The organism is Streptomyces sp. NPDC026092, from assembly GCF_040638605.1.
Taxonomy (GTDB): domain Bacteria; phylum Actinomycetota; class Actinomycetes; order Streptomycetales; family Streptomycetaceae; genus Streptomyces.
The window spans coordinates 341,393-362,356 of the sequence record NZ_JBEZYN010000007.1 but is presented as its reverse complement, the minus strand read 5'-3'; the positions used below and the strand labels follow the sequence as shown (position 1 = coordinate 362,356).

Below are 20,964 nucleotides of genomic sequence, written 5' to 3'. Positions count from 1 at the left end.
AGCATATCCGGGCAAGAGGGGCATAGCGCTCCGGCGGACCGAGCCGGATGCCCCGCCCTTCCGGCCAGGCCGCACGGGCGTTCCCAAGGGACTCCTATGGACCCCCAAAGCGATCGTTTGCGCAGGTGAGCGAGTTATCGTCGGCATTGGGGGAACCGCTGGGCCGGACGAGGAGAAGGACGTATGAGCACCACGGAGAACACGGCGCGAGCCGCGGTCGCGACCGTCGACGTCGACCGGAGCGACGCGGCGTACCGCGCCTGGCTGAAGGAGGCGGTCCGCAAGGTGCAGGCCGACGCCAACCGCTCGGCCGACACCCACCTGCTGCGTTTCCCGCTCCCCGAGGCCTGGGGGATCGACCTCTACCTGAAGGACGAGTCGACCCACCCCACCGGCAGCCTCAAGCACCGCCTGGCCCGCTCGCTCTTCCTCTATGGCCTCTGCAACGGCTGGATCCGGCCGGGGAAGCCCGTGATCGAGGCCTCCAGCGGTTCGACGGCCGTCTCCGAGGCGTACTTCGCGAAGCTGATCGGCGTGCCGTTCATCGCCGTGATGCCCCGCACCACGAGCGCCGAGAAGTGCCGCCTGATCGAGTTCCACGGCGGGCAGTGTCACTTCGTCGACGACTCCGGCGCGATCTACGAGGAGTCCGCGGCCCTCGCCGAGCGGACCGGCGGGCACTACATGGACCAGTTCACGTACGCCGAGCGGGCCACCGACTGGCGCGGCAACAACAACATCGCGGAATCGATGTACCAGCAGCTGAGGCTGGAGCGGTACCCCGAGCCCGCGTGGATCGTGGCCACCGCCGGTACCGGAGGCACGTCCGCGACGATCGCCCGTTACGTCCACTACATGCAGCACGACACCCGTATCTGCGTCGCCGACCCGGAGAACTCCTGCTTCTTCGACGGCTGGACGAAGAACGATCCCGAAGCCACCGCCGACTGCGGCTCGCGCATCGAGGGCATCGGCCGGCCCCGGATGGAGCCCAGCTTCGTGCCCGGCGCCATCGACCGGATGATGAAGGTCCCGGACGCCGCGAGCGTGGCCGCCGTCCGCGCGCTGGAGGGCGCGATCGGCCGCAAGGCGGGCGGTTCCACGGGTACGGGGCTGTGGAGCGCGCTGAAGATCGTCGCCGAGATGGTCGAACAGGGCCGTACCGGCAGCGTCGTGACGCTGCTCTGCGACCCGGGCGACCGCTACCTGGACAAGTACTACTCCGACGCCTGGCTGGCGGAGCAGGGCCTCGACATCGCGCCCTACGCCGCCGCTATCGACCGCTTCCTTGCGACGGGAGTCTGGCCGGAGTGAGCCGCCGGTCGAGCCGGCGCATCGCGTCCCGGAAGGACTTGCCCACACCCGGCCGGGCGAGGCGCATCGCGAGCCGGCACGGCGTACCGCCGTCGACCGCCATCGTCCAGCTGACCCGGGTCCCCGACCCGGCGGGGGAGAGGGCCCACTCCTCGACGAGTGCGCTGACGCCGGGCGCGTTGGTCGCGTCGACGCGGTACGCGTAACGGGTGTCGGGGTCGTGGGCGAGGATCGTCTCCTGGAACACGACCCCACCGCGCAGCCTGACCGTCCGTCCCGCGCCCTCGGCGGTCGGGGTCGCGGAGGTGACCGCCGTGAACCACGAGGGCATGGAGCCCAGTTCCACGGCCAGTGAACGGAACACGGCCGAGGGCGGTGCCGCCAACTCGGCCGAGAACACGAGCCGTACGGGTGCGCTCGCGGCGAAGTCGAGCTCCACGAGACGAAGTCGGCGATTCATGGATCGTCCCTCCCGAGGCGTGGATCCGAGGACCGCCCACCATAGTTGACGATCCGTCAGTTGCCCAGGTGTGGGCAGAACGGTCGGCGGTCGGCCCTCAGAGCAGTCCGTCCATCACCCGGCCGAACAACGTCCGCCCGGCCAGCGCCAGTACGGGGTCCAGCGCGCCCGGCACCCCGCGCAGCCGCAGCTCCTCCACCCACACCGCGCGGGCGCCGCCGCCCTCGGCCGCGTACACCTCGATCACGGCGTGGCCGAGCACCACCCGGCCACGCTTCTCCAGCCGGCACCGCCCCGGCCGCCCCGGCGCGGGCGGCTCCCAGACGACCACCTCCATGGGGTCGTCGAAGGCGAGCCGCCCGACCCCGGTACGGGCCACGAACCGGCTGCCCACCCGCGTCGGCCCGGCCGAGAGCGTCCGGGACCGGGTGAGCGGCACCAGGCGGCCGTGCGCGGCGAAATCGGTCAGCCGCCGCCACACCTCCTCGACCGGCAGCCCCGAGCGGCGCTCGACGCGGAAGAGGCTCACTCCTCCTCGCCCGCCACCACCAGGCCCGGCAGGTGCTCCGCCATCTCCGCACGGGCCTCCGGGGAGACACCCCCGTCCGTCACCACGGTGTCCACCTCGTCGAGCCGGCCGAACGAACCGAGCCCCACCGTCCCCCACTTGGTGTGGTCCGCGACCACCACCACGCGGCGCGCCGAGCGCATCAGCCGCCGGTTCGTCTCCGCCTCCGCCAGGTTCGGCGTCGAAAGCCCCGCCTCCACCGAGATGCCGTGCACCCCGAGGAACAGCACGTCGAAGTGGAGCGCGCCGATCGCCTGGTCGGCCACCGGCCCCACCAGGGCGTCCGACGGCGTCCGCACCCCGCCCGTGAGGACCACCGTGGCCGCCGCCCGCCGCCCCTCGCGCGCCGTGGCGCCCTGCTGGGCCGCGTGGAAGACGTCCGCGACCCGCACCGAGTTGGTCACCACGGTCAGGTCCGGTACGTCCAGGAGATGCCCGGCCAGCGCGAACGTCGTCGTACCGCCGGACAGCGCGATCGCCGATCCCGGAGCCACCATCCGCGCCGCCGCCCGCGCGATCTCCTCCTTCGCGCCCAGTTCGAGCGCGGACTTGGCCTCGAAACCAGGCTCGTGCGAACTCGTCTCGGCCACCGGCACCGCGCCGCCGTGCACCTTGGCGACGACACCCTGGCGGGCGAGGACGTCCAGGTCCCGGCGGATCGTCATGTCCGAGACGTTGAGCCGCCGCGTCAGCTCATTGACCCGTACACCGCCGCGCCGCCGCACCTCGTCCAGAATGAGGGCGCGCCGCTGCTCCGCGAGGAGATTCTGATGGTCGCTCACCACCGGGGCCGGTCCTTCCGAAGGGAACTGGGGGATGGAGCGCGGATTCCGTGAGAGCACCTGCACCGGCGCACGTCCTTCCGCGATCCTGATTGCCTGGCTGGCTGCCTGTATTGCCCAACTGTCCTGCCTGCCGTCGAATCCTCCCACCCAGAGAGTGAGACACCGAAGTGGCCCCTGCCTCTCGCGCCCCCAAGAGCGGCGGCGCGGCGCTCGAACTCCTCGTCCACGGCGTCGGCGGAGCCACCCCGCAGGACATGCTGGGCGACCCCCGCACGGTACGGATCACCGGCGACACCACCGCCGCCATGCACCGGCGCGCCGACGACGCCGACGCGGAGGACCACCCCGAGCGGTACGCCGAACGGCCGGTCCCGGAGGCGTACGTCTGGTCCAACCTCACCTCCGGCAACGGCGCCCGCGCCCTGTGGCTGCTGCTCCTGCCGTTCATGGTCGCCAACCTCGCCCACTGGATGCGCCCGCCGGCCAAGGGGCACCCGAGGCTGGTCCGGCTGTACGGGACGCTGGTGCGCCTGGTGGCCCTCACCCTCACGGTGCTCCTCACGGCGGCCGCCTGTGAGGTCGCGCTCGACCTGACGGCCTGGCAGTGCGCGGGATCGGCCGTCTGCGCGGAGGACCGCTCCTGGCTCGGCTTCCTCTCCGCCGAGCGCGGCGGCTGGTGGTCCCAGCCGGGCCGCCGGCTCGCGCTCGCCGCCGTCGTCCCGGCCGCGCTCGTCGGGCTGCTCTGGTACCTCTCCAACCGGACCTGGAGCGCGTACGAAGCCCAGCGCCCGCCCACCGGCTACGACGAGGACACGCCCCAGGAACCCGTCGCGGACGACCCCACCGTCGAAACCGCAGCCGAAACCGCCGCCGAGGTCCGTCCCGCCCTCGGCCGCCCCGGGTTCTGGTACGGCCGGCGGCTCGTCGCACGGCTGCGGGCCGCGCACACCGCCGCCGGATTCCTGACCGTCGCCGCCGCGATCACCGGAGCGGCCGCCCGCCACGACCGGGAGGCCACGAACGCCCTGCTCGACGTGCTCGCCCGCTCGCTCCAGTCGGCCTACATCGTCCTCGGCGCCGTCGTCCTCTGGGTCGTCTGCCGCCGGGGCCGCAGCGAGAAGCGCCTCGACCTGCGCCTCGAACGGGCCCTCGTCTCCTGGCTGCCCGCCGGCTCCCTGATCCTGCTCGCCCTCGCCGTTCTGCACGCCGGCTGGTCCCGCCCCGACTGGCGCTCCGTCGGAACGCTCCCCGGCGACGCGACCTTCGGCGTCCTGACCCTCGCCCAGGGCGCGCTCGTCGTCGCCCTCGGCGCGGTCGCCGTGCTGCTCCACCGCCCCGGCCAGGACGCCCGCACCGCGCTCCACGGCCTCGGCGGCCCCGCCGTCGCGATGCTCGCCTGCGCGCTGGCCGGGGTGATGTCCGGCGGCGTCGCCCAGCGCGTGGCCGACTGGCTCGACGGGCCCGGGACACCCGGGATGGGCGCGGGCTCCGCCATCGCCCCGCCCGTGCTGCTCAGCTGGCAGGCGTCCGTCATCCCGGTCCTGCTCCTGCTGCTGCTCGCCCCGGCCGTCGTCCTCGCCCTACGGACCGCCCGCGCCGCACGCGGGCTCGGACCCGTCGTGGAGGCCGACTACCGTACGGAGGACCCGGATCCGGTCCGTACCGGACGGATCGCCGCCGCTCGCGCGACCGCGTCCCTCACCGATGCCGCCCCCACCCTCGTCGGCACCGTCTCGGCCGCCACCCTGCTGCTCGGAGCCGGTTCCGTGGCGGGCGCCTGGGCCAGCGGCAACGTCCCCGGCCGGGCCTTCGACGGCGCCCACCCGGCGATCGCGTCCGTCGCCGCCACCGCCCAGTCCCTCGGCTCCTGGATGATCGGATTCGGCTTCCTCCTCTTCGTCACCTGGGGCCGCCGCGCCTACAAGGACGCCTCCGCCCGCCGGACGATCGGCATCCTCTGGGACGTCGGTACGTTCTGGCCGCGCGCCGCGCACCCCTTCGCCCCGCCCTGCTACGCCGAGCGGGCCGTGCCCGACCTCACCTGGCGCATGAGCTCCTGGACCCGGCACACCGGCGGCCGGCTCGTCATCTCCGGCCACTCCCAGGGCAGCGTGCTCGCCGCGGCCGCCGTCTGGCAGCTGCCGCCCGCGACCCGCCGACGCGTCGCGCTGCTCACCTACGGATCCCCGCTGGAGCGGCTCTACGGGCGTTGGTTCCCGGCCTACTTCGGCCCCGGGTCGCTGCGCGCCCTGTACGGAACGCTGCACTGCTGGAGCAACCTGCACCGGCCCACCGACCCGATAGGCGGGCCCGTGCGGGTGCCCGCCGTCGGCGACAAGCCGGCCGTGGACCGCGCACCGCTGCTCGACCCGGTCGTCTACGGCCGTACCCCCGCACACCCGCTTCCCGAACCGATCCTGGGCCACTCCGACTACCAGGCGGACCCGGCGTTCGCCGCCGAACGGTCCGTACTCCTGGACCGGTTGCCGCCCACGCTGCCCCGACCACGCGCATCCGAAGCTGACGCCGACTCCGAAGCCGACAGGCCCACGGATCAGGGCAGTTCGGGCAGGTCCTCCGGGTAGAGCAGTGTCAGGTCGTCCGTGCTCGCGTCGGCGAGCACGGCGACCCGTCCCGCATGCCGCTCCACCATCGACTCGAACGTCTGCCGCGCCGTACGGCCGTTGCCGAACGCGGGACCCTTGGGAAGCTCCGTGAAGTACTTCCGCAGCGCCTCGTCGGTGCCGTCGGCCAGCCGGTACTCGTGCTCCTCCGCCTGCTGCTCCACGATCCGCAGCAGCTCGTCGGGTACGTAGTCGCTGAAGCTGATGGTCCGTGAGAAGCGGGACGCCACACCGGGGTTGACCGTCAGGAAGCGTTCCATCTCGTGCGTGTAACCGGCGACGATCACCACCACCGCGTCCCGGTGGTCCTCCATCAGCTTCACGAGCGTGTCGATCGCCTCGCGCCCGAAGTCGCGCCCCGAGTCCTCCGGCGAGAGCGCGTACGCCTCGTCGACGAACAGCACTCCGCCGCGCGCCCGGTCGAAGGCCTCCTGCGTACGGATCGCCGTCGAGCCGATGTGCTCGCCGACCAGGTCGACCCGGGAGACCTCGACCAGATGGCCGCGCTCCAGGACGCCGAGCGAGGCGAGGATCTCGCCGTACAGCCGGGCCACTGTCGTCTTGCCCGTGCCCGGGTTGCCGGTGAAGACCAGATGGCGGCGGACGGAAGCCGCCTTGAGGCCCGCCTCCTGGCGCCTGCGGCCGACCTCGATCATGTTGGTCAGCGTCCGCACCTCGTGCTTCACGCTCTCCAGGCCCACGAGCCCGTCGAGTTCACCGAGGACGTCCTGCGAGGAGCGGGCCTCCGCCACGGCCTCGGACGAGGGCGCGGGCTCCGGAACGGACGCGGGGCTGACGGGGGAGCGCGGCGGCGGAACCGTACCGAGCAGGCCCGCCGATGCCGTCGCCGACGCGGTCAGGACAGTCCCCGCGTCGGCGCCGGGGGCATGGCGCACCCCGCTCTCGTCGCTCGTGCAGTCCTCCGCGACCGGCCCGTCCTCCGGGAACTCGTAACCCCCGCGCGCGCACCGCTCCGTACGGCACTTGCGCAGGGTGGTCCGGCAGCCGTCCATCACGTGGAAGCCGTAGCCGCCGCTGCCGGTCACCCGGCAGCCGTGGAAGGAGCCCCGCCCCTCCGCCGAGACGTAGAACCCGGCCTCCGCGGGCGAGGTGACCGTGCACCGCTCGATCGTCGGGTCGGCGCCCTTGGTGACGATCACCCCGGTCTGCACGGCGTCGATCGTGCACCCGCCGAGCGTGCCGCCGCTGCCGTGGTCCCGGAACCAGGCGCCGGTGGACGCCTCCCGGATCCGGCAGTCGTCGAGCTGCGCGGTCGCCCCGTCGCTCACCGACACCGCCGTGTTCCGCACCTGCGACAGATCGCTGTCGACGACGTCCACCCGCGAGCCCCGGTCGAGCACGAACAGCGCGTCCGGCACGTCGTGCACCCGGCACGCGTCGAGGACGGCGGTCGCCCCGTCGCTGACCCACACCGCCGGGTAGTCGCCCGTACTGTCGTGGATCTCGCACTGGTTGGCGTCCACGCGCGTGCCCGGGTCCCACACCGAGAGCCCGTTGCGGCCGAAGCGGCGCACGGTCGAGCGGGTCAGCGTCAGCACCGAACGGGAGCGCAGGTCGACCGCGTTCTCGGGGATGTCGTGGATGTCGCAGTCGGAGAGCGTGAGCGCCGCGTCCGTGTCGAGCGTGATGCCGTCGGCCGAGGTGCGGTGCACGGAGGAGTCCGTGAGATGCGCGGTGGCGCGGGCCGCGATGTGCAGACCGGCGCCCTTGATCTCGTACACCTCGCAGCCGACACCCTCCAGGCCGCTGCCCTCGCCGGTGACGCTGATCCCGGCGCCGCAGGCGTGGTGGACCCGGCAGCGCTCGAGCCGCGGATGCGCGCCGCCGCGCACCGAGACCCCGGACTGGCCGGCCGCGACGATCTCGCACTCCTCGAACACCCCGCCCGCGCCGTCGAGTACGGCGATGCCGACGCCCGCCGGATTGTCGACGGTGATCCGGCGGACCGTGGGGCGGGCCGCGCCGCGCACTTCCAGTCCGGCAGCCGAGCGCGTCACGATCCGCAGATCGAGCAGCTCGGGGGTGCCGTCCTCGACGAGCAGGGCGGGCGCGGCCGAGTCCTGCCCCTCCACGTGCAGGTCCTGCACGGTCGCCGACGCCCGTACGGTCAGGGGTACGCCGTCCACGGGCGCGATCCGGACCGAGCCGACCCCGCCCTCGGGGCCGCGCAGGGTGATGGCGCGCTGGATGACGAGGTTCTCCCGGTAGGTGCCGGGCGCGACGGTGAGGACGTCGCCGTCCCCGGCGGCCTCCAGAGCCGCGGCGAGGGAGGCGTACTCACCCGTGCGGCGCCGCCACCGCGATGTGCCGGTGTGCGTCACCTGGACCGTGCCCTGTGCCATGGGTGTGCTCTGCCCCCGCCTCATGCGTCGCCGCTGATCCGATGCCCCACCGTAGCGCGCGCGAGGGCACCGGGTTGACGTGTCAGCTGCCCGCGTCCGTACGGCCCCAGTCGGGACCGGCCCTGGCCCACGCGCGGTCGAGTCGCCGGTACCGCCGGTGTACGAGCCGACGTACGACCAGTCTTCGGGCGGTCTCCACGAAGACGCCCGCCAGGATCGTCGCGAGCAGCCCGACGACGATCGCGTGTGCGTGGGCGGTCTCGGGGCGCATCGGGGCGGACACCGGGCGCCCGGTGCGGTCGGTCCACAGCCGGAAGGTGTCGCCCGGATCGGAGAGCTCCCGCCGCGTGGAGACCGTGCCCGTGCGGTCCGTGCCGTCCGGGGCGGTCCAGTGGGCGACGACGGCCCGGCGGGCCGGCTGCTCGCCCGCGGCGTCGGGGCTCTGCAGGCCGGGGGCGGGGGAGTCGGAGAGCCGGAGCACATGAGCGGTCGTGGGCAGCCGCTGGAGGCTCTGGGCCCGTACCGCGCGCTGGAGGGAGGCGTCGGTCCGCTGGCCGGCGATCCAGCCGGCCGCGGGGACCGCGAGCGCGAGGAGCACGACCGCAGTGAGGGCGACCCACGCCTCGATCAGGTCCGTGGTCCGGCGCAGGGGGTTGTGCCGCCAGCGCCAGACTCCCGTGGCTGCGCGCACGTGCTCACACCCCCTCGTCGTTCCGTGGACCTCCCGGGTCCTCTCAACGAGTCTGCCCCGGGGGCGGGTTCCCCGCCTGTCGGGACCGGGGGCCAGGAGTCAGTCGAGGATCTTGATCTCGTCGCCGACCCGGATGGTGCCGGGGTGCTCCGGGACCAGGTTCTGGCCGAAGATCAGCCGCGAGCCCCGCCTGCGGTGCCGGGCCAGGGTGCGCAGGGGTTCCTTGCCGCGCGCGGCCGTGAGCTGGTCGGTCGTGGTCACGACGCAGCGGCCGCAGGGCTTGGCGATCCGGAAGGTGACCTCGCCGATGGCGAGCCGGGTCCAGTCGTCCTCGGCCCAGGGCGCGGTCCCCTCGACGACGACGTTCGGCCGGAACCGGTCCATCGGCAGCGGGCCCTCGTGGGCGTGGTCCCCCTCGGCGATCAGCGCGTTGAGGGCGGCGAGGGAGGAGGTGGTGGTGACCAGAAGCGGATAGCCGTCCGCGAAACTGACCGTCTCGCCCGGCAGCGCGTACTCCGGATCGATGGGTCGCCGACGCGCCGGGTCGTCCATGTGGACGAGCCGGGACTCCGCCCCGAGGAAGTCGCTCAACCAGGCGTCGGCGGCCGGACCGGCCGGGACCGCCTCCACGGGGGTGTCGAAGACCTCCACCCGGATCGTGGACGACGGCCGCGGTTCCTCGACCGGCAGCGTGGGGTGGCCGGCGGCGGACAGCCTGATGCCGCCGCCCGGCAGCGGTTCGGCCGAGACCAACGCCATCCGCGGATGACGGCGTTGGGTCACGACCGTGTGCGACCCGTCCACCACGGCCCAACGGCGGTCGCCGGCCAGTCCCCATGGCTCGACCTCCGCCTCGGCGAGAGCGTGACCGCGCAGCGCCTTGACCGGGTGGACATGGACGGAGCGCAGGCGAGGAGTCGACATGCCGTCATCCTGCCAGCCGCTCGGCGTCCGGGTCGGTCAGTAACCCTGGCCCTGGTACGGGCGCTGGTACGGGTCCTGGTACTGCGCGGGGGCCGGGGCCGGCCTCGCGGCGGCCGGACGCATGGCCTCGTAGCCGTTGGGCGCCGGGCGCTGCATCTGGGGCTGCTGCTGCGGGCCCGGGTAGCCGCGGCCGGGCTGCTGCGGGATGTACGGCGCCGGGGCGTGCTGCAGCGGCACGGGGGCCATCTGCTGCGCGGCCTGCGGGTAGCCGTACGAACCGCCGCCGCCGTACGACGGGGCAGGGCTGGGTGCCGCCGGGAGGGCGGGCAGCGCGGCCGGCAGCGCCGGCAGGTAGCTGTTGCCGGTGTCGTAAGCGGAAGGCACTCGGATCGGGGCGATCTGAGGCGTGCCCCGCTCCGCGACCAGGGAGTCGTAGATGGGGGTGTCGGGGAACGACGGCGCGGTGTAGTAACCGCCTCCGTAGGTGGAGCGGGGGGAGGTCATGGCCATAAGTTAAGCCCACGATGTGCTGGTTGGGGAGTCCCATTCTTAGGGTCATCCGTTTTACGCTGGTTTTGTCCACCTGACCTGCCAAAACAACGTTAAAGAGCCCGTTAACTCCGGGGGCTTTTCCGCTGGAGCGCGCATGGTTGACGAGAGTCGGGGGTGGCGGTGTCGAGCGCCGGAAACTCACGACAATCGCCGGATTACCGACAGTAATCGCGGCGCTTGTCCGGGCTGAGTCCGAGGGCTGTGTTCAACCGTCCGACGCGAGTGCGATCCGGGCGAGGAGTTCGGCGAGTTCCGCCGGCTTCGACAGGAAGGGCGAGTGGCCGGTCGCGATCCGGTGGACCACCCCGGACCTCGCCGCCATCACCTGCTGGGTCTCCGGGGGCAGGGCCTGGTCCTCCTCGCAGAGGATGTACGTCGACGGTACGGTGTGCCACCCCGCCGCGGTCGGGGCGTCGCTGTTGGACCTCGCGCTCTGCGGCGTCAGCCGCTCGACGGCCCACTCGGCGTCGGCCGCGGGTACGTCGCCGTAGAACAGCGCGACGGGATTGTCCGGTACGGCGTGGAGGCCGTCCTGCGCCGGTGGTTCCGGCTCGTCGAGAAAGCCCAAGAGGCTTTCACCGGCATCGAGTTGGAACGCCGCGAGAAAGACGATGTGCGAGACGTTCCGTGCCTTGGCGACGGCCTGGCCGACCGGTATGCCGCCGTACGAGTGGGCGACGACCACGACGGGGCCGTCGATGCTCTCCAAGGCGCGGAGTGTCGCCCGCGCGTCGTCGTGCATGCCGACCGTGCCGGCCCGTGGGCCGGTGCTCGGCAGGTCGATCGCCCGGGTCCGCCACCCGTCGGCCTCCAGTGCCGGCGTCAGCTTCTCCCAGCACCACGCGCCGTGCCATGCCCCGTGCACCAGGAGCAGTGTCGGACGTAAGACCCCGTCGGTCATGGGTATTCACTTTCTGGTCGGTCGAAGGGGGGAATCAGGGGCCCGGCGGGTCACCCGTACTGGCGACACCGTCCGGGGAACACGGCATGGACCCGTGTCGAGACAAGGTCGAGGGCCGTGCGGGCCGCGCTGTCGTCGGGCTCGGGGCCGAGCTGAAGGGCCAGCCCCTCGACCAGGCTGTGCAGTTCGAGTGCGGCGAGGGCGGGGTCGCTGTCGACCGGGACCTCGCCGCACTCCTTGCCGTTGTGGACGGCCCTGGCGAGCATCGAGCGGATGAGCCGGCCCGTCTCGGCGTGCGCCCGGGCGAGGCGGGGGTTGTCGACGGTGCGCCCGACGAAGGCGAGCGTCACCCGGAGCGCCGAGCGGCGGGGCGCGTCCAGGGGCAGCCACTGGGCGAGCCCCTCGGTGACCACGTCGCGGATCGGCAACTGCTGGAGCTTGGACCGTTCTTCGAGTGCCGAGACGCGATCGAGGATCTTCCGGACGACCCGCTCGTGGGTGAACAGCAGCATCTCGTCCTTGGTCGAGAAGTAGTGCTGCACATGGCCGACCGAGACCCCTGCCGCTTCCGCGGTACGGGCGACGGTGACGCGGTCGAGGCCCTGCTCGGTGATCAATCGCTGGACCGCGTCGGCGACTTGGACGCGCCTCGCTTGATGATCGACGACCTTCGGCATGCAGCCAGCCTAACCGGCCGCGAACCTTGCGGATCACTTAAACCATATGGTCATATTGTAAAAACTGGGATGTGGATCCGGGAGGGGTGTGGACATGGGGGCACGGGCGGGGACGAAGGCGCGCCGATGGTGCGCGAGGCTCGGGAGTGTGCTGGCGGCGTTACTGATCGCAAGCTCCGGGGCCACAGGGGTGGGAGTTGCCCAGGGGGCTGTCGATGACGGGCGTCGCTGGGCGGCGATCGACGACTTCGTCGAAGGACGGCTCGACGCGACGGGTACGCCCGGTGCCGCGCTCGCCGTGATCGAGGACGGTCGGGTCGTGCATGAGAAGGGGTTCGGTGAGGACGGCAGGGGTCGGGCCGTCACGCCCGACACCCCGTTCCTGTGGGGCTCCGTCGCCAAGCCGATCACCGGGCTCGCCGTGATGCAGCTGGTGGAAGCGGGCCGGGTGGACCTGGACGGGCCGGTGCGGACGTACCTCCCCTGGTTCCGGCTCGCCGACCGGGAGAGGTCCGACCGCATCACGGTCCGGCACCTGCTCACCAACACCAGCGGCATTCCCGCCTCCGCCACCGCCGTCATCGGGGACCGCTACGACAACGCTCCCGGCGCCCTCGCCGAGGCGGTCCGCGACCTCGCGGAGATCGCTCCCACCGCGGCGCCCGGCGAGTCCTACGCCTACTCCAGCGCGGGCTACGCCGTCCTCGGCGCGTTGATCGAAGAGGTCTCCGGGCAGCCGTTCGGCCCGTACCTGCGGGAGAACGTCCTCGGCCCGCTCGGCATGGAGCACGCCGTCGCCACCGACCGGGACTTCGCGCGGGAACGACCGGCGCTCGGCCACCGTTTCCTCTTCGACGACCCGGCGCCGTTCGAGGCGCCCTACGACACCTCGGGCGCGCCCGGCGCCCATCTGGGCGGCAGCGTGCGGGACCTGGGTCGGCTCGTACGCGCGGAGCTGGGCGGTGGCCTGCTGGACGGGCGTCGCGTGCTCTCGGCCGAGGGGATCGCCGAGACGCAGCGCGGCCACGTCGCCAGTGACCGCGACCGGTTCGGCCTCGGCTGGTCGGTCGGCACCTTCGAGGGCACGGGCGAGCGCATGGTCTGGAAGTCCGGATCGCTGCCCGGCCACGACGCCATGGTCGTCATGCTGCCCGACAGCGACCGGGCCGTGATCGTCCTGCAGAACGCCTTCCAGCTGCTGCGGGCCCAGGAGTTCCACCACGCCGCGCTCGGGACCGCCCGCATTCTCTCCGGCGCCGATCCGGGCCGCGTGGCGACCGACCCGCTCGCCCCGGTCCTGCCATGGGCGACGGCCGCCCTCGCCGGGGCGCTGACGCTGTGCGTGGCGGCGCCGGTCCTGCGCGTCCTGCCGGCCCGGAGGGCGGCGGCCCGCGCCCGCTCCCGGCGCCGGATCGTCCTGAACACCGCCGGGGCGGTCGCCGCGTCACTCACGCTCGCCGCTCTGCTGTGGTGGGTGCTGCCCGCGGCTCTCGGCGGCACGATCGAGTCGGCTCTGCTGTGGCTGCCCGACGCGGCGTGGGGCGCGGTCGGGGTCGTGGCGCTCGCGCTGCTGCTCGCGGCGGAACGTACGGCACTCGCCGTGTGGGACCTGGGCCGCACCCGTCCGGGGGCCGGTGTGGGCTCGGACGGCCTCCTCTGGTTGCCGCCACCGGGCGCGTGTCCAACGGTGGGAGAGGACGAAAGGAGTCCCACATGAGAGTCATGCTGAAGGCCCACATCGACACGGCCGCGGGCAACGAGGGAATCAAGACCGGCGTCCTGCCGCAGACCGTCAAGAGCCTGATGGAGTCGCTCAAGCCGGAAGCCGCCTACTTCGGTGTGGACGAGGGCGTACGGACCTGCTGGATGGTCTTCGACCTCCAGGACAGCTCGCGGATGCCGCCCCTGCTGGAGGACCTCTTCATGCAGTTCAACGCGGAGGTCTCCGTCGTGCCCGTCATGAACGCCGAGGACCTGGCCAAGGGCCTGTCGGAGATGAAGGCGACGCGCGGCTGACAGGCCTTCCACGTGGGGTGCGTCCGGGTATTGGATGGCGTGACGACGTCCTGGTACGCGGAGTGAGGGTGGGGGAGCCGAGCATGCTCATGCTTAAGGGAGCCAACGTTCCGGTGTCGGCGCGCGGTGTCCGCGTGGAGTTGGGCTGGCGTACGGGCGCCGGAGTGCCGGACGTCGACGCCTCCGCGCTGCTCCTGGTGTCCGGAAAGGTGCGCTCCGACGCGGACTTCGTTTTCTACAACCAGCCGGCGCACGCGTCGGGGGCGGTACGCCACGAGGGCAAGTCCGGCCCCACCACCCCCGGCGGGCCCGTCACCGACGTCCTCGCCGTCGACCTGGCGGGCGTGGAGCCGGAGGTCGAACAGATAGTGCTCGCCGCGTCGGCCGACGGCGGCGACTTCGGGCATGTGCCCGGGCTCTTCATCCGCGTGATCGACGCCGACGGCGGGGCGGAACTGGCCCGTTACGAGAGTGCGGACGCGACCGTCGAGACCGCGTTCGTCCTCGGAGACCTCTACCGGCGCAACGGCGGCTGGAAGTTCCGGGCGGTGGGCCAGGGTTACGCGTCCGGTCTCGCCGGACTCGCCACGGACTACGGCATCACGGTCGACGAGCCGGCCGCGGCGGAGCCCGTCGTCACTCGGCCCGCCGAGCCGGTCGCGGCCGTCGCCCCCGCGCCGCCCGTACGGCTCACCAAGGTCACGCTCACGAAGGAGTCCCCGACGGTCTCCCTCACCAAGGACGTCGGCGCGACCGGCGGCGTGATGCGGGTGAACCTCAACTGGGCGACCCGGGGCGGGAAGACGGACGACACCCGGGCCGGCCGCTGGGCCCTGGGCCGCCGCCGGGAGCCCACCGCCCACGCGGCGGCCGCGCTCGATCTCGACCTGTGCGTCCTCTACGAACTCACCGACGGCTCCAAGGGCGTGGTGCAGGCGCTCCAGGGCTTCGGCTCAGTGCACGAGCCCCCGTACATCCAGCTCGACGCGGACGACCGCACCGGCGCCCGCGCCGAGGGCGAGAACCTCACCATCAACCTGGACCACGCCGACGCGTTCCGTCGGCTCCTCGTGTTCGTCGTCATCTACGAGGGCGCGAGCGACTTCGGGGACCTGAACGCGACGGTGACCCTCCAGTCGCGCGGCGGCGCGCCGATCGAGTTCTCCCTCGACGAGTGCACCGTGCCGGCCCGTACCTGCGCGCTCGCGCTCCTCACCCAGGAGAACGGTGACCTGGTCGTACGGCGCGAGGCCCGCTTCCTGGTCAACCAGCCCGGGATCTCCATGCAGCAGACCGCCGACGAGGCGTACGGCTGGGGCCTCAACTGGACCCCGGCCGTCAAGTGAGTCACCGGCCGGGCACCTGAGTCACCGGCCGGCACTGGGGCACGCGGCCTTCGCCCGAGTCACCGGTCCGGCGCCGCCTCGGGCCGGGAGTAGGTCCGCCCCTTCCAGGCGGCGCCCCGGCCCCGGTAGTGCTGCACGGCCGAGTCGACCGTCATGAGGAGGTAGAGCAGCGCGGTGAAGGGGAGGGTGGGCGCGAGCCAGAGGGGCTGCCGGTAGTAGCGGAGCATCGGGACGTACGTCCCCGCCATCACCGCCCACGCGAGCCCGCCCGCCCATCCGGCCACCGCGTCCCCGCCGAAGAGCCCGGCCGCCAGGGCCACCGGCGGGGCGAGGTAGACGACGGCGAGCCCGGCGACCGTCCCGGCCAGGACGAGGGGGTTGTGCCGGAGCTGGGCGTACGCGCTGCGCGAGACCATCCGCCACAGGTCGCCGAGGTGCGGGTACGGGCGTACGGAGTCCACGCGCTCCGCGAGGCCCAGCCAGATCCGCCCGCCGGCCCGCCGTACGGCCCGGGCGAGCGACACGTCGTCGATCACCGCCTGCCGGATCGAGTCCGGCACGCCCGCCCGCTCGGCCGTCTCCGTCCGCAGCAGCACACAGCCCCCGGCGGCGGCGGTCGCCAGGGGGCGGCGGCGCCGGTTGATCCAGCGGAACGGGTAGAGCTGGGCGAAGAAGTAGACGAAGGCCGGCACGACCAGCCGCTCCCAGCCGCTCGCGACCCGCAGCCGCGCCATCTGGGACACCAGGTCGAGATCGCTCCCGACCGCCGAGGCCACCAGCAGCCGCAGGCTGTCCGGCTCGTGCGCGATGTCGGCGTCGGTCAGGAGGAGGAACTCGGGATCGCCGCCGCCTCCGGTGCTCTGCGCACCTTCCCGGCCACGCGCGCGTACAAGGGCGATGCCGTGGCGGAGGGCCCACAGCTTGCCCGTCCATCCCGGCTCGGGCTCTCCGGGGGACGTGACCGTCAGCGGCAGCCCGCCGTACCGCGCGGCCAGCTCGCCGGCCAGCTTTCCGGTGCCGTCCGTGCTGCCGTCGTCGACCAGCACGATCTCCGCCTCGCCCGGATAGTCCTGGACCAGCAGCGACGGCAGGCTCAGCGGCAGCACCTCGGCCTCGTCCCGTGCCGGTACGACGACGGCGACCCGCGGCCAGGTCCCCGGTTCCGGCTCCACACGCGCGTGGCCGGTCGCCCGACGCCGGATCGGCAGGCGTTGATCGGTACGCCAGAAGAAGCCCTGACCAAGGAGCAGCCACCCCCAGGCGGCCAGCGAACCCACGGCGATCCAGGCAAGCACGCTCATTTGCCGCAGTCTGCCCCAGATCGGCGGTGGCGCAAGGGTGGTCGGCTAGGGTGACCGGGTGAAGATCGCGCTCATGGACTCCGGAATCGGCCTGCTCCCGGCAGCGGCCGAGGTCCGCCGACTGCGGCCGGACGCGGATCTGGTCCTCTCCAGCGACCCCGACGGCATGCCGTGGGGCCCGCGCACCCCCGAGGACCTCACCGAGCGTGCTCTGGCCGTCGCCCGGGCCGCCGCCGCCCTTGAGCCGGACGCGCTGATCGTCGGCTGCAACACCGCCACCGTCCACGCCCTGCCCGCGCTGCGCGCCGCGCTGGAACCCCGTATCCCCGTCATCGGCACCGTCCCTGCGATCAAGCCCGCCGCCGCGGGCGGCGGGAAGGTCGCCATCTGGGCGACGCCGGCCACCACCGGCAGCCCGTACCAGCGCGGACTGATCCGGGACTTCGCGGACGGCGCCGAGGTCACCGAGGTGCCCTGCCCCGGGCTCGCCGACGCGGTGGAGCACGCGGACCCCGAGGCCGTGGACCGGGCCGTGACCGCCGCCGCGGAGCTCACCCCGCGCGACGTACGGGCCCTCGTCCTCGGCTGCACCCATTACGAACTGGTCGCCGAACGGATCCGTGCGGCCGTGCAGTCCGCCGACCTTCCGCCCGTGGTTTTCCACGGCTCCGCCGGGGCAGTCGCAGCTCAGGCGCTGCGCCGCATCGGTGCCGAGCCCGCGCCCGACGCGAACCCGACCGGGGGCCTGACGGTCCTGCTCAGCGGCCGGACGGGCGAGCTGACGCCCGCCGCTCTGGGGTACGCCGAAGGCCGGCTGCTTCGGGCCGCGGCCGCCGCGCACTGACGCCGCGCCGGTGCCGTCGCATCCGCGCCGGACGAAGCGCCGTACGAGCGGAACGTGAGTAGGCTGCGACGTATGAGGGACCATTCCCGACATCCCCGTCATCCCCGTCCCCTGGGCACGGCCGCTCCGCTGCCCGAGGTGTGGACGGGCCGCGCCACCAACCGCATGCAGTGGGTCGCGGCGGTCGCCGGTGCCGGCTGCATGGCCCTCGGCATCACCCTTGCGGTCGAGTCGCCGTGGACGTCCGGCATCGCGCCGCTGCTGATGGCCGTGATCGGCTGTGTGGCGGCCGGGCTGCTCGTGCTGTTCGGCACGCTCGCCTTCGTCCATGTCGAGGTGAAGATCGACGACCGGGCCATGGAGGTCCGCTGCGGCCACATCGGCGTACCCCGCTGCCGCATCCTGCTGTCGCAGGTGGACGGCGCCGAGTACGTCCCGAAGGTCACCGCGCACGAGTGGGGCGGCTGGGGCTACCGCTGGCGCCCCGAGAAGGGCAAGGCGGTCATCGTCCGCCGGGGCGAGGCGCTGCTGCTGCGGCTGAAGGACGGCCGCACGTTCACGGTCACCGTCGACGACGCCGAGTCGGGCGTACGCGTGATCCTCGACCGGCTCCGTCCCGCCACCCCGACGGCGCCACCGGGCGCCTGACCGGCTCAGTCCGCCGGGTGGGTACTCCCGCCGCCACCACCGCCACCGCCCGTACCCGGCCCCGCTCCCGCGACGCCCGCTGTCGCCAGGCCCGCGAGGAGGCCCGCGCAGGCGGTCACCGGGGTGAAGCTCAGGGCGTTGCCGACCGTCGCCAGGGCGGCCAGCGCCGTCAGGGACGCGCCCGCCGTGAGCACGACCGCCGTCGGGCGGGGCGAGGACCGCAGCCCCCAGAGCAGCCAGCCGTACGCCGCTCCCAGCAGGACCACCCCCGGAACGCCCTGCTCCGCCGCCTGCTGGAGCGGAGCCGAGTGCGGCTTGCCGTCCGCCGCGAATGTCTCCCGGGCCGTCGGGCTCAAGGCTCCGAACCGGTCGGGGCCGACCCCGAGCACCGGGTTCTCCTCCGCCAGCGCGACCGCGTCCTGCCACAGCAGCACCCGGTGCCCGGTCAGCTGGCCCTCCAGGGAGGCCGCGAGCCCCTCCGGAAGCCGCTCCTCCGCCACGGCCCACGAGGCACCCACCACCAGACCCGTCGCCAGGGCGAGCCCCACGAGGCCGAGCAGCCGACGCCGCATCCGTACGGCCGCCAGGGAGCAGAGCAGGACCCCGGCCGAGGCGACGAACCCCGCGACCGAGCCCAGCGCGAGCGCCGCTCCCGCCACGGCCAGGGCGAGGAGGCGCAGCAGGAGCCTGGCGGGCCGCGAACCGGCCGCCGCGGCCGCGCAGCAGGCCGCTCCGGCGGCGAGGACGAGCAGCGCGGCCGCCGCGCCCGTATGACCGGTCGGTACGGAGCCGACGGGGGTGGCCCCCGGGACTCCGGGCCCGGAGGCGAGCGCCAGGCCGAGCGCGACCAGGGCCGCCGCGACGGCGGCGGCCACCGGGAGCAGCGAGCCGGCGATCCGGCCGCAGGCGTAGCCGGCGGTGAGGGCGAGCACGGCGAGGAGGACGCCCTCGGGGCGCGCCTCCCGCCCGGTCGCGCTGACGAGCGACCACAGGACACAGCCGCCGAGGACCAGCACCCCGGCCACGTCCACGCCCCGGCCGTCGCGCTCGCGCACGACGACCACCCGCGCCGCAGATGCAGCCATCCCCGTCGACCCCCGCTCCGTCTGGCCGACACCGTAACGGGGCGGCCGAGATTTGGGGAGCAGATGCGCAGAAACGTTGTGGCAGGAGTGAAGGAAGCGTGATGACGCTCCGCCGCGCCGCGCACGGCCTCTCCGCGATCGCGCCCGCGATCACCCGGACCGGCCGGGGTCGCCCTGCTCGGGGCACAGGTGCGCGCCGTAGACTCCGCAACGTGAGCACCACCATCACCCCCGTCGACGCCTCCGGCTCCGCCGCCGCACCCGAGCCCGGCCCGGCCGGACTTCGGCGACTCGTACGGCCCGGCGCTGCCGTGCTGTCCGGGGCGCTGCTCTTCCTGAGCTTCCCGCCCCGCCCGCTGTGGTGGCTCGCGCTGGCCGGGTTCGCGCTGCTCGGCTGGACCCTGCGCGGCCGCCGGCTGCGCGCGGGCTTCGGCCTCGGCTACCTCGCCGGTCTCGGGTTCCTGCTCCCGCTGCTGATCTGGACCGGGTCCGAGGTCGGCCAGTTCCCGTGGATCGCGCTGTCGGCCGTCGAGGCACTCTTCATCGCCGCAGCGGGCCTCGGCATCGCCGCCGTCTCCCGGCTCCCCGCCTGGCCGGTCTTCGCCGCGGCGGTGTGGATCCTCGCCGAGGCGGCACGCGCGCGTGTCCCGTTCGGCGGCTTCCCCTGGGGCAAGATCGCCTTCGGTCAGGCGGACGGCGTCTTCCTGCCGCTCGCGGCCGTCGGCGGCACCCCGGTGCTCGGCTTCGCCGTCGCCCTCTGCGGCTTCGGCCTGTACGAGGTGATCCGGCAGGTCCGCGCGTACCGCGCCACGGGCGTCGTCCCGCGCGGCCCGCTCGCGGCCGCCGCCCTCGCCGTCCTGGTCCCGGTCACCGGCGCCCTCGCCGCCCTCCCGCTGGTCGACGACCGCGCCGAGGACGGCACGGCGACCGTCGCCGCCGTACAGGGCAACGTTCCGCGCCTCGGACTCGACTTCAACGCCCAGCGGCGCGCGGTCCTCGACAACCATGTGGCGCGCACCGAGGAACTGGCCGAGGCGGTGGCCCGCAAGGAGGAGCCGCAGCCCGACTTCGTCCTGTGGCCGGAGAACTCCTCCGACATCGACCCGTACGCCAACCCCGACGCGGCGGACGCCATCGACCAGGCCGTGAAGAAGATCGGCGTGCCGACCGTGATCGGCGCCGTCATTGCCCCGCCCACGGGCAAGCTGCGCAACACGCTCATCGAGTGGGACCCGCAGAAGGGCCCCGTCACCACCTACGACAAGCGCCACGTCCAGCCGTTCGGCGAGTACATCCCGATGCGGTCCTTCGTCCGCATCTTCAACAGCAACGTGGACCGGGTCAGCCGCGACTTCGGCCCCGGCGACAAGATCGGCGTCTTCGACCTCGCAGGCACCAAGGTCGGCCTCGCCACCTGCTACGAAGCCGCCTTCGACTGGGCCGTGCGCGACACCGTCACCCACGGCGCGCAGCTCATCTCGGTGCCGAGCAACAACGCGACCTTCGGCCGCAGCGAGATGACGTACCAGCAGCTCGCGATGTCCCGGGTCCGGGCGGTCGAGCACAGCCGCGCCGTCGTCGTACCGGTCACCAGCGGCGTCAGCGCCATCATCGCGCCGGACGGCCGGATCGTGGAGCAGACGAAGATGTTCACCCCGGACGTCCTCGTCGAGAAGGTGCCGCTGCGCTCCTCGCTCACCCCGGCCACCCGCATGGGCACGCTGCCCGAGGCGCTCCTGGTGGCCGTGGCCGCCGCCGGACTCGGCTGGTCGATGCTGCGTTCCGTACGGGCCCGCCGGAGCCGCGAGGCCTGAGCCTCCGGTACGGCGGTGGCATCGTGGCCCGGGGTGCTTGATCCACCGGGG

At 73.4% G+C, this 20,964-nt stretch carries 19 protein-coding genes; 8 read left to right on the top strand and 11 right to left on the bottom strand.

The window, feature by feature from the left end; translation table 11 throughout:
* The first annotated feature begins 183 nt into the window (after positions 1-183).
* Positions 184-1,314 carry a PLP-dependent cysteine synthase family protein gene (locus tag AB0F56_RS14765; RefSeq protein WP_362008600.1) on the top strand — a complete coding sequence of 377 codons (1,131 nt, stop codon included), beginning with the start codon at positions 184-186 and terminating at the stop codon, positions 1,312-1,314.
* Here AB0F56_RS14765 and AB0F56_RS14760 read toward each other — a convergent pair.
* The 3 genes from AB0F56_RS14760 to AB0F56_RS14750 all read right to left on the bottom strand — a co-directional run bounded on the left by AB0F56_RS14760 (position 1,274) and on the right by AB0F56_RS14750 (position 3,124).
* Complete coding sequence (locus tag AB0F56_RS14760; RefSeq protein WP_362008598.1) at positions 1,274-1,774, bottom strand: SRPBCC family protein; 501 nt, start codon at positions 1,772-1,774, stop codon at positions 1,274-1,276. The genes AB0F56_RS14765 and AB0F56_RS14760 overlap by 41 nt on opposite strands.
* A 97-nt stretch (positions 1,775-1,871) precedes the next feature.
* Positions 1,872-2,303: an SRPBCC family protein gene (locus AB0F56_RS14755; RefSeq protein WP_362008595.1), complete on the bottom strand. Its 432-nt coding sequence runs from the start codon at positions 2,301-2,303 to the stop codon at positions 1,872-1,874.
* A complete protein-coding gene (locus AB0F56_RS14750) occupies positions 2,300-3,124 on the bottom strand; it encodes a DeoR/GlpR family DNA-binding transcription regulator (RefSeq protein ID WP_362008592.1) in 825 nt (274 codons plus the stop codon). Before AB0F56_RS14750 ends, AB0F56_RS14755 begins: the two co-directional genes overlap by 4 nt.
* Positions 3,125-3,294: 170 nt before the next feature.
* Between AB0F56_RS14750 and AB0F56_RS14745 the strand changes: the two genes are divergently transcribed.
* Complete coding sequence (locus AB0F56_RS14745) at positions 3,295-5,712, top strand: hypothetical protein (RefSeq protein ID WP_362008591.1); 2,418 nt, start codon at positions 3,295-3,297, stop codon at positions 5,710-5,712.
* Here AB0F56_RS14745 and AB0F56_RS14740 read toward each other — a convergent pair.
* From AB0F56_RS14740 to AB0F56_RS14715, 6 genes are all read right to left on the bottom strand, one after another.
* The gene (locus tag AB0F56_RS14740; protein ID WP_362008588.1) at positions 5,682-8,114 is read right to left on the bottom strand and encodes a right-handed parallel beta-helix repeat-containing protein; all 2,433 of its coding nucleotides are present in this window, start codon (positions 8,112-8,114) and stop codon (positions 5,682-5,684) included. The genes AB0F56_RS14745 and AB0F56_RS14740 overlap by 31 nt on opposite strands.
* 82 nt (positions 8,115-8,196) lie before the next feature.
* The gene (locus tag AB0F56_RS14735) at positions 8,197-8,805 is read right to left on the bottom strand and encodes a hypothetical protein (protein ID WP_362008585.1); all 609 of its coding nucleotides are present in this window, start codon (positions 8,803-8,805) and stop codon (positions 8,197-8,199) included.
* A 99-nt stretch (positions 8,806-8,904) separates the two neighbouring features.
* Entirely contained in the window at positions 8,905-9,729 is an 825-nt protein-coding gene (locus tag AB0F56_RS14730; RefSeq protein ID WP_362008582.1) for an MOSC N-terminal beta barrel domain-containing protein, read from the bottom strand.
* 36 nt (positions 9,730-9,765) lie between these two features.
* Entirely contained in the window at positions 9,766-10,233 is a 468-nt protein-coding gene (locus AB0F56_RS14725; RefSeq protein ID WP_362008579.1) for a DUF6643 family protein, read from the bottom strand.
* A 253-nt stretch (positions 10,234-10,486) separates the two neighbouring features.
* The gene (locus AB0F56_RS14720) at positions 10,487-11,182 is read right to left on the bottom strand and encodes an alpha/beta fold hydrolase (protein WP_362008576.1); all 696 of its coding nucleotides are present in this window, start codon (positions 11,180-11,182) and stop codon (positions 10,487-10,489) included.
* A 50-nt stretch (positions 11,183-11,232) separates the two neighbouring features.
* Positions 11,233-11,859, bottom strand: a complete 627-nt coding sequence (locus AB0F56_RS14715) for a TetR/AcrR family transcriptional regulator (protein ID WP_362008574.1) — start codon at positions 11,857-11,859, stop codon at positions 11,233-11,235.
* Between the two features lie 190 nt (positions 11,860-12,049).
* On the opposite strand from AB0F56_RS14715, the gene AB0F56_RS14710 reads away from it, so the two are divergent.
* The 3 genes from AB0F56_RS14710 (at position 12,050) to AB0F56_RS14700 (ending at position 15,221) form a co-directional block, all read left to right on the top strand.
* A complete protein-coding gene (locus AB0F56_RS14710) occupies positions 12,050-13,576 on the top strand; it encodes a serine hydrolase domain-containing protein (RefSeq protein ID WP_362008572.1) in 1,527 nt (508 codons plus the stop codon).
* Positions 13,573-13,875 (top strand): hypothetical protein, encoded by a 303-nt coding sequence (locus tag AB0F56_RS14705; protein WP_362008570.1) that lies wholly within the window; start codon positions 13,573-13,575, stop codon positions 13,873-13,875. The genes AB0F56_RS14710 and AB0F56_RS14705 overlap by 4 nt, the downstream gene beginning before the upstream one ends.
* A gap of 89 nt (positions 13,876-13,964) precedes the next feature.
* Positions 13,965-15,221: a TerD family protein gene (locus AB0F56_RS14700; protein ID WP_362008695.1), complete on the top strand. Its 1,257-nt coding sequence runs from the start codon at positions 13,965-13,967 to the stop codon at positions 15,219-15,221.
* Between the two features lie 59 nt (positions 15,222-15,280).
* Here the strand turns inward: AB0F56_RS14700 and AB0F56_RS14695 are convergent, their stop codons facing one another.
* A complete protein-coding gene (locus AB0F56_RS14695; protein ID WP_362008567.1) occupies positions 15,281-16,522 on the bottom strand; it encodes a glycosyltransferase in 1,242 nt (413 codons plus the stop codon).
* 58 nt (positions 16,523-16,580) lie between these two features.
* Here AB0F56_RS14695 and AB0F56_RS14690 point away from each other — a divergent pair, with 58 nt between their 5' ends.
* Positions 16,581-17,366, top strand: coding sequence for an aspartate/glutamate racemase family protein (locus tag AB0F56_RS14690; RefSeq protein ID WP_362008564.1), 786 nt, complete (start codon positions 16,581-16,583; stop codon positions 17,364-17,366).
* A 72-nt stretch (positions 17,367-17,438) separates the two neighbouring features.
* Complete coding sequence (locus AB0F56_RS14685) at positions 17,439-18,014, top strand: hypothetical protein (protein ID WP_362008561.1); 576 nt, start codon at positions 17,439-17,441, stop codon at positions 18,012-18,014.
* A gap of 5 nt (positions 18,015-18,019) precedes the next feature.
* Here the strand turns inward: AB0F56_RS14685 and AB0F56_RS14680 are convergent, their stop codons facing one another.
* Positions 18,020-19,099, bottom strand: a complete 1,080-nt coding sequence (locus tag AB0F56_RS14680; RefSeq protein WP_362008558.1) for an O-antigen ligase family protein — start codon at positions 19,097-19,099, stop codon at positions 18,020-18,022.
* 212 nt (positions 19,100-19,311) lie between these two features.
* On the opposite strand from AB0F56_RS14680, the gene lnt reads away from it, so the two are divergent.
* Positions 19,312-20,913 carry an apolipoprotein N-acyltransferase gene (lnt, locus tag AB0F56_RS14675; RefSeq protein ID WP_362008555.1) on the top strand — a complete coding sequence of 534 codons (1,602 nt, stop codon included), beginning with the start codon at positions 19,312-19,314 and terminating at the stop codon, positions 20,911-20,913.
* The last annotated feature ends 51 nt before the right edge of the window (positions 20,914-20,964 follow it).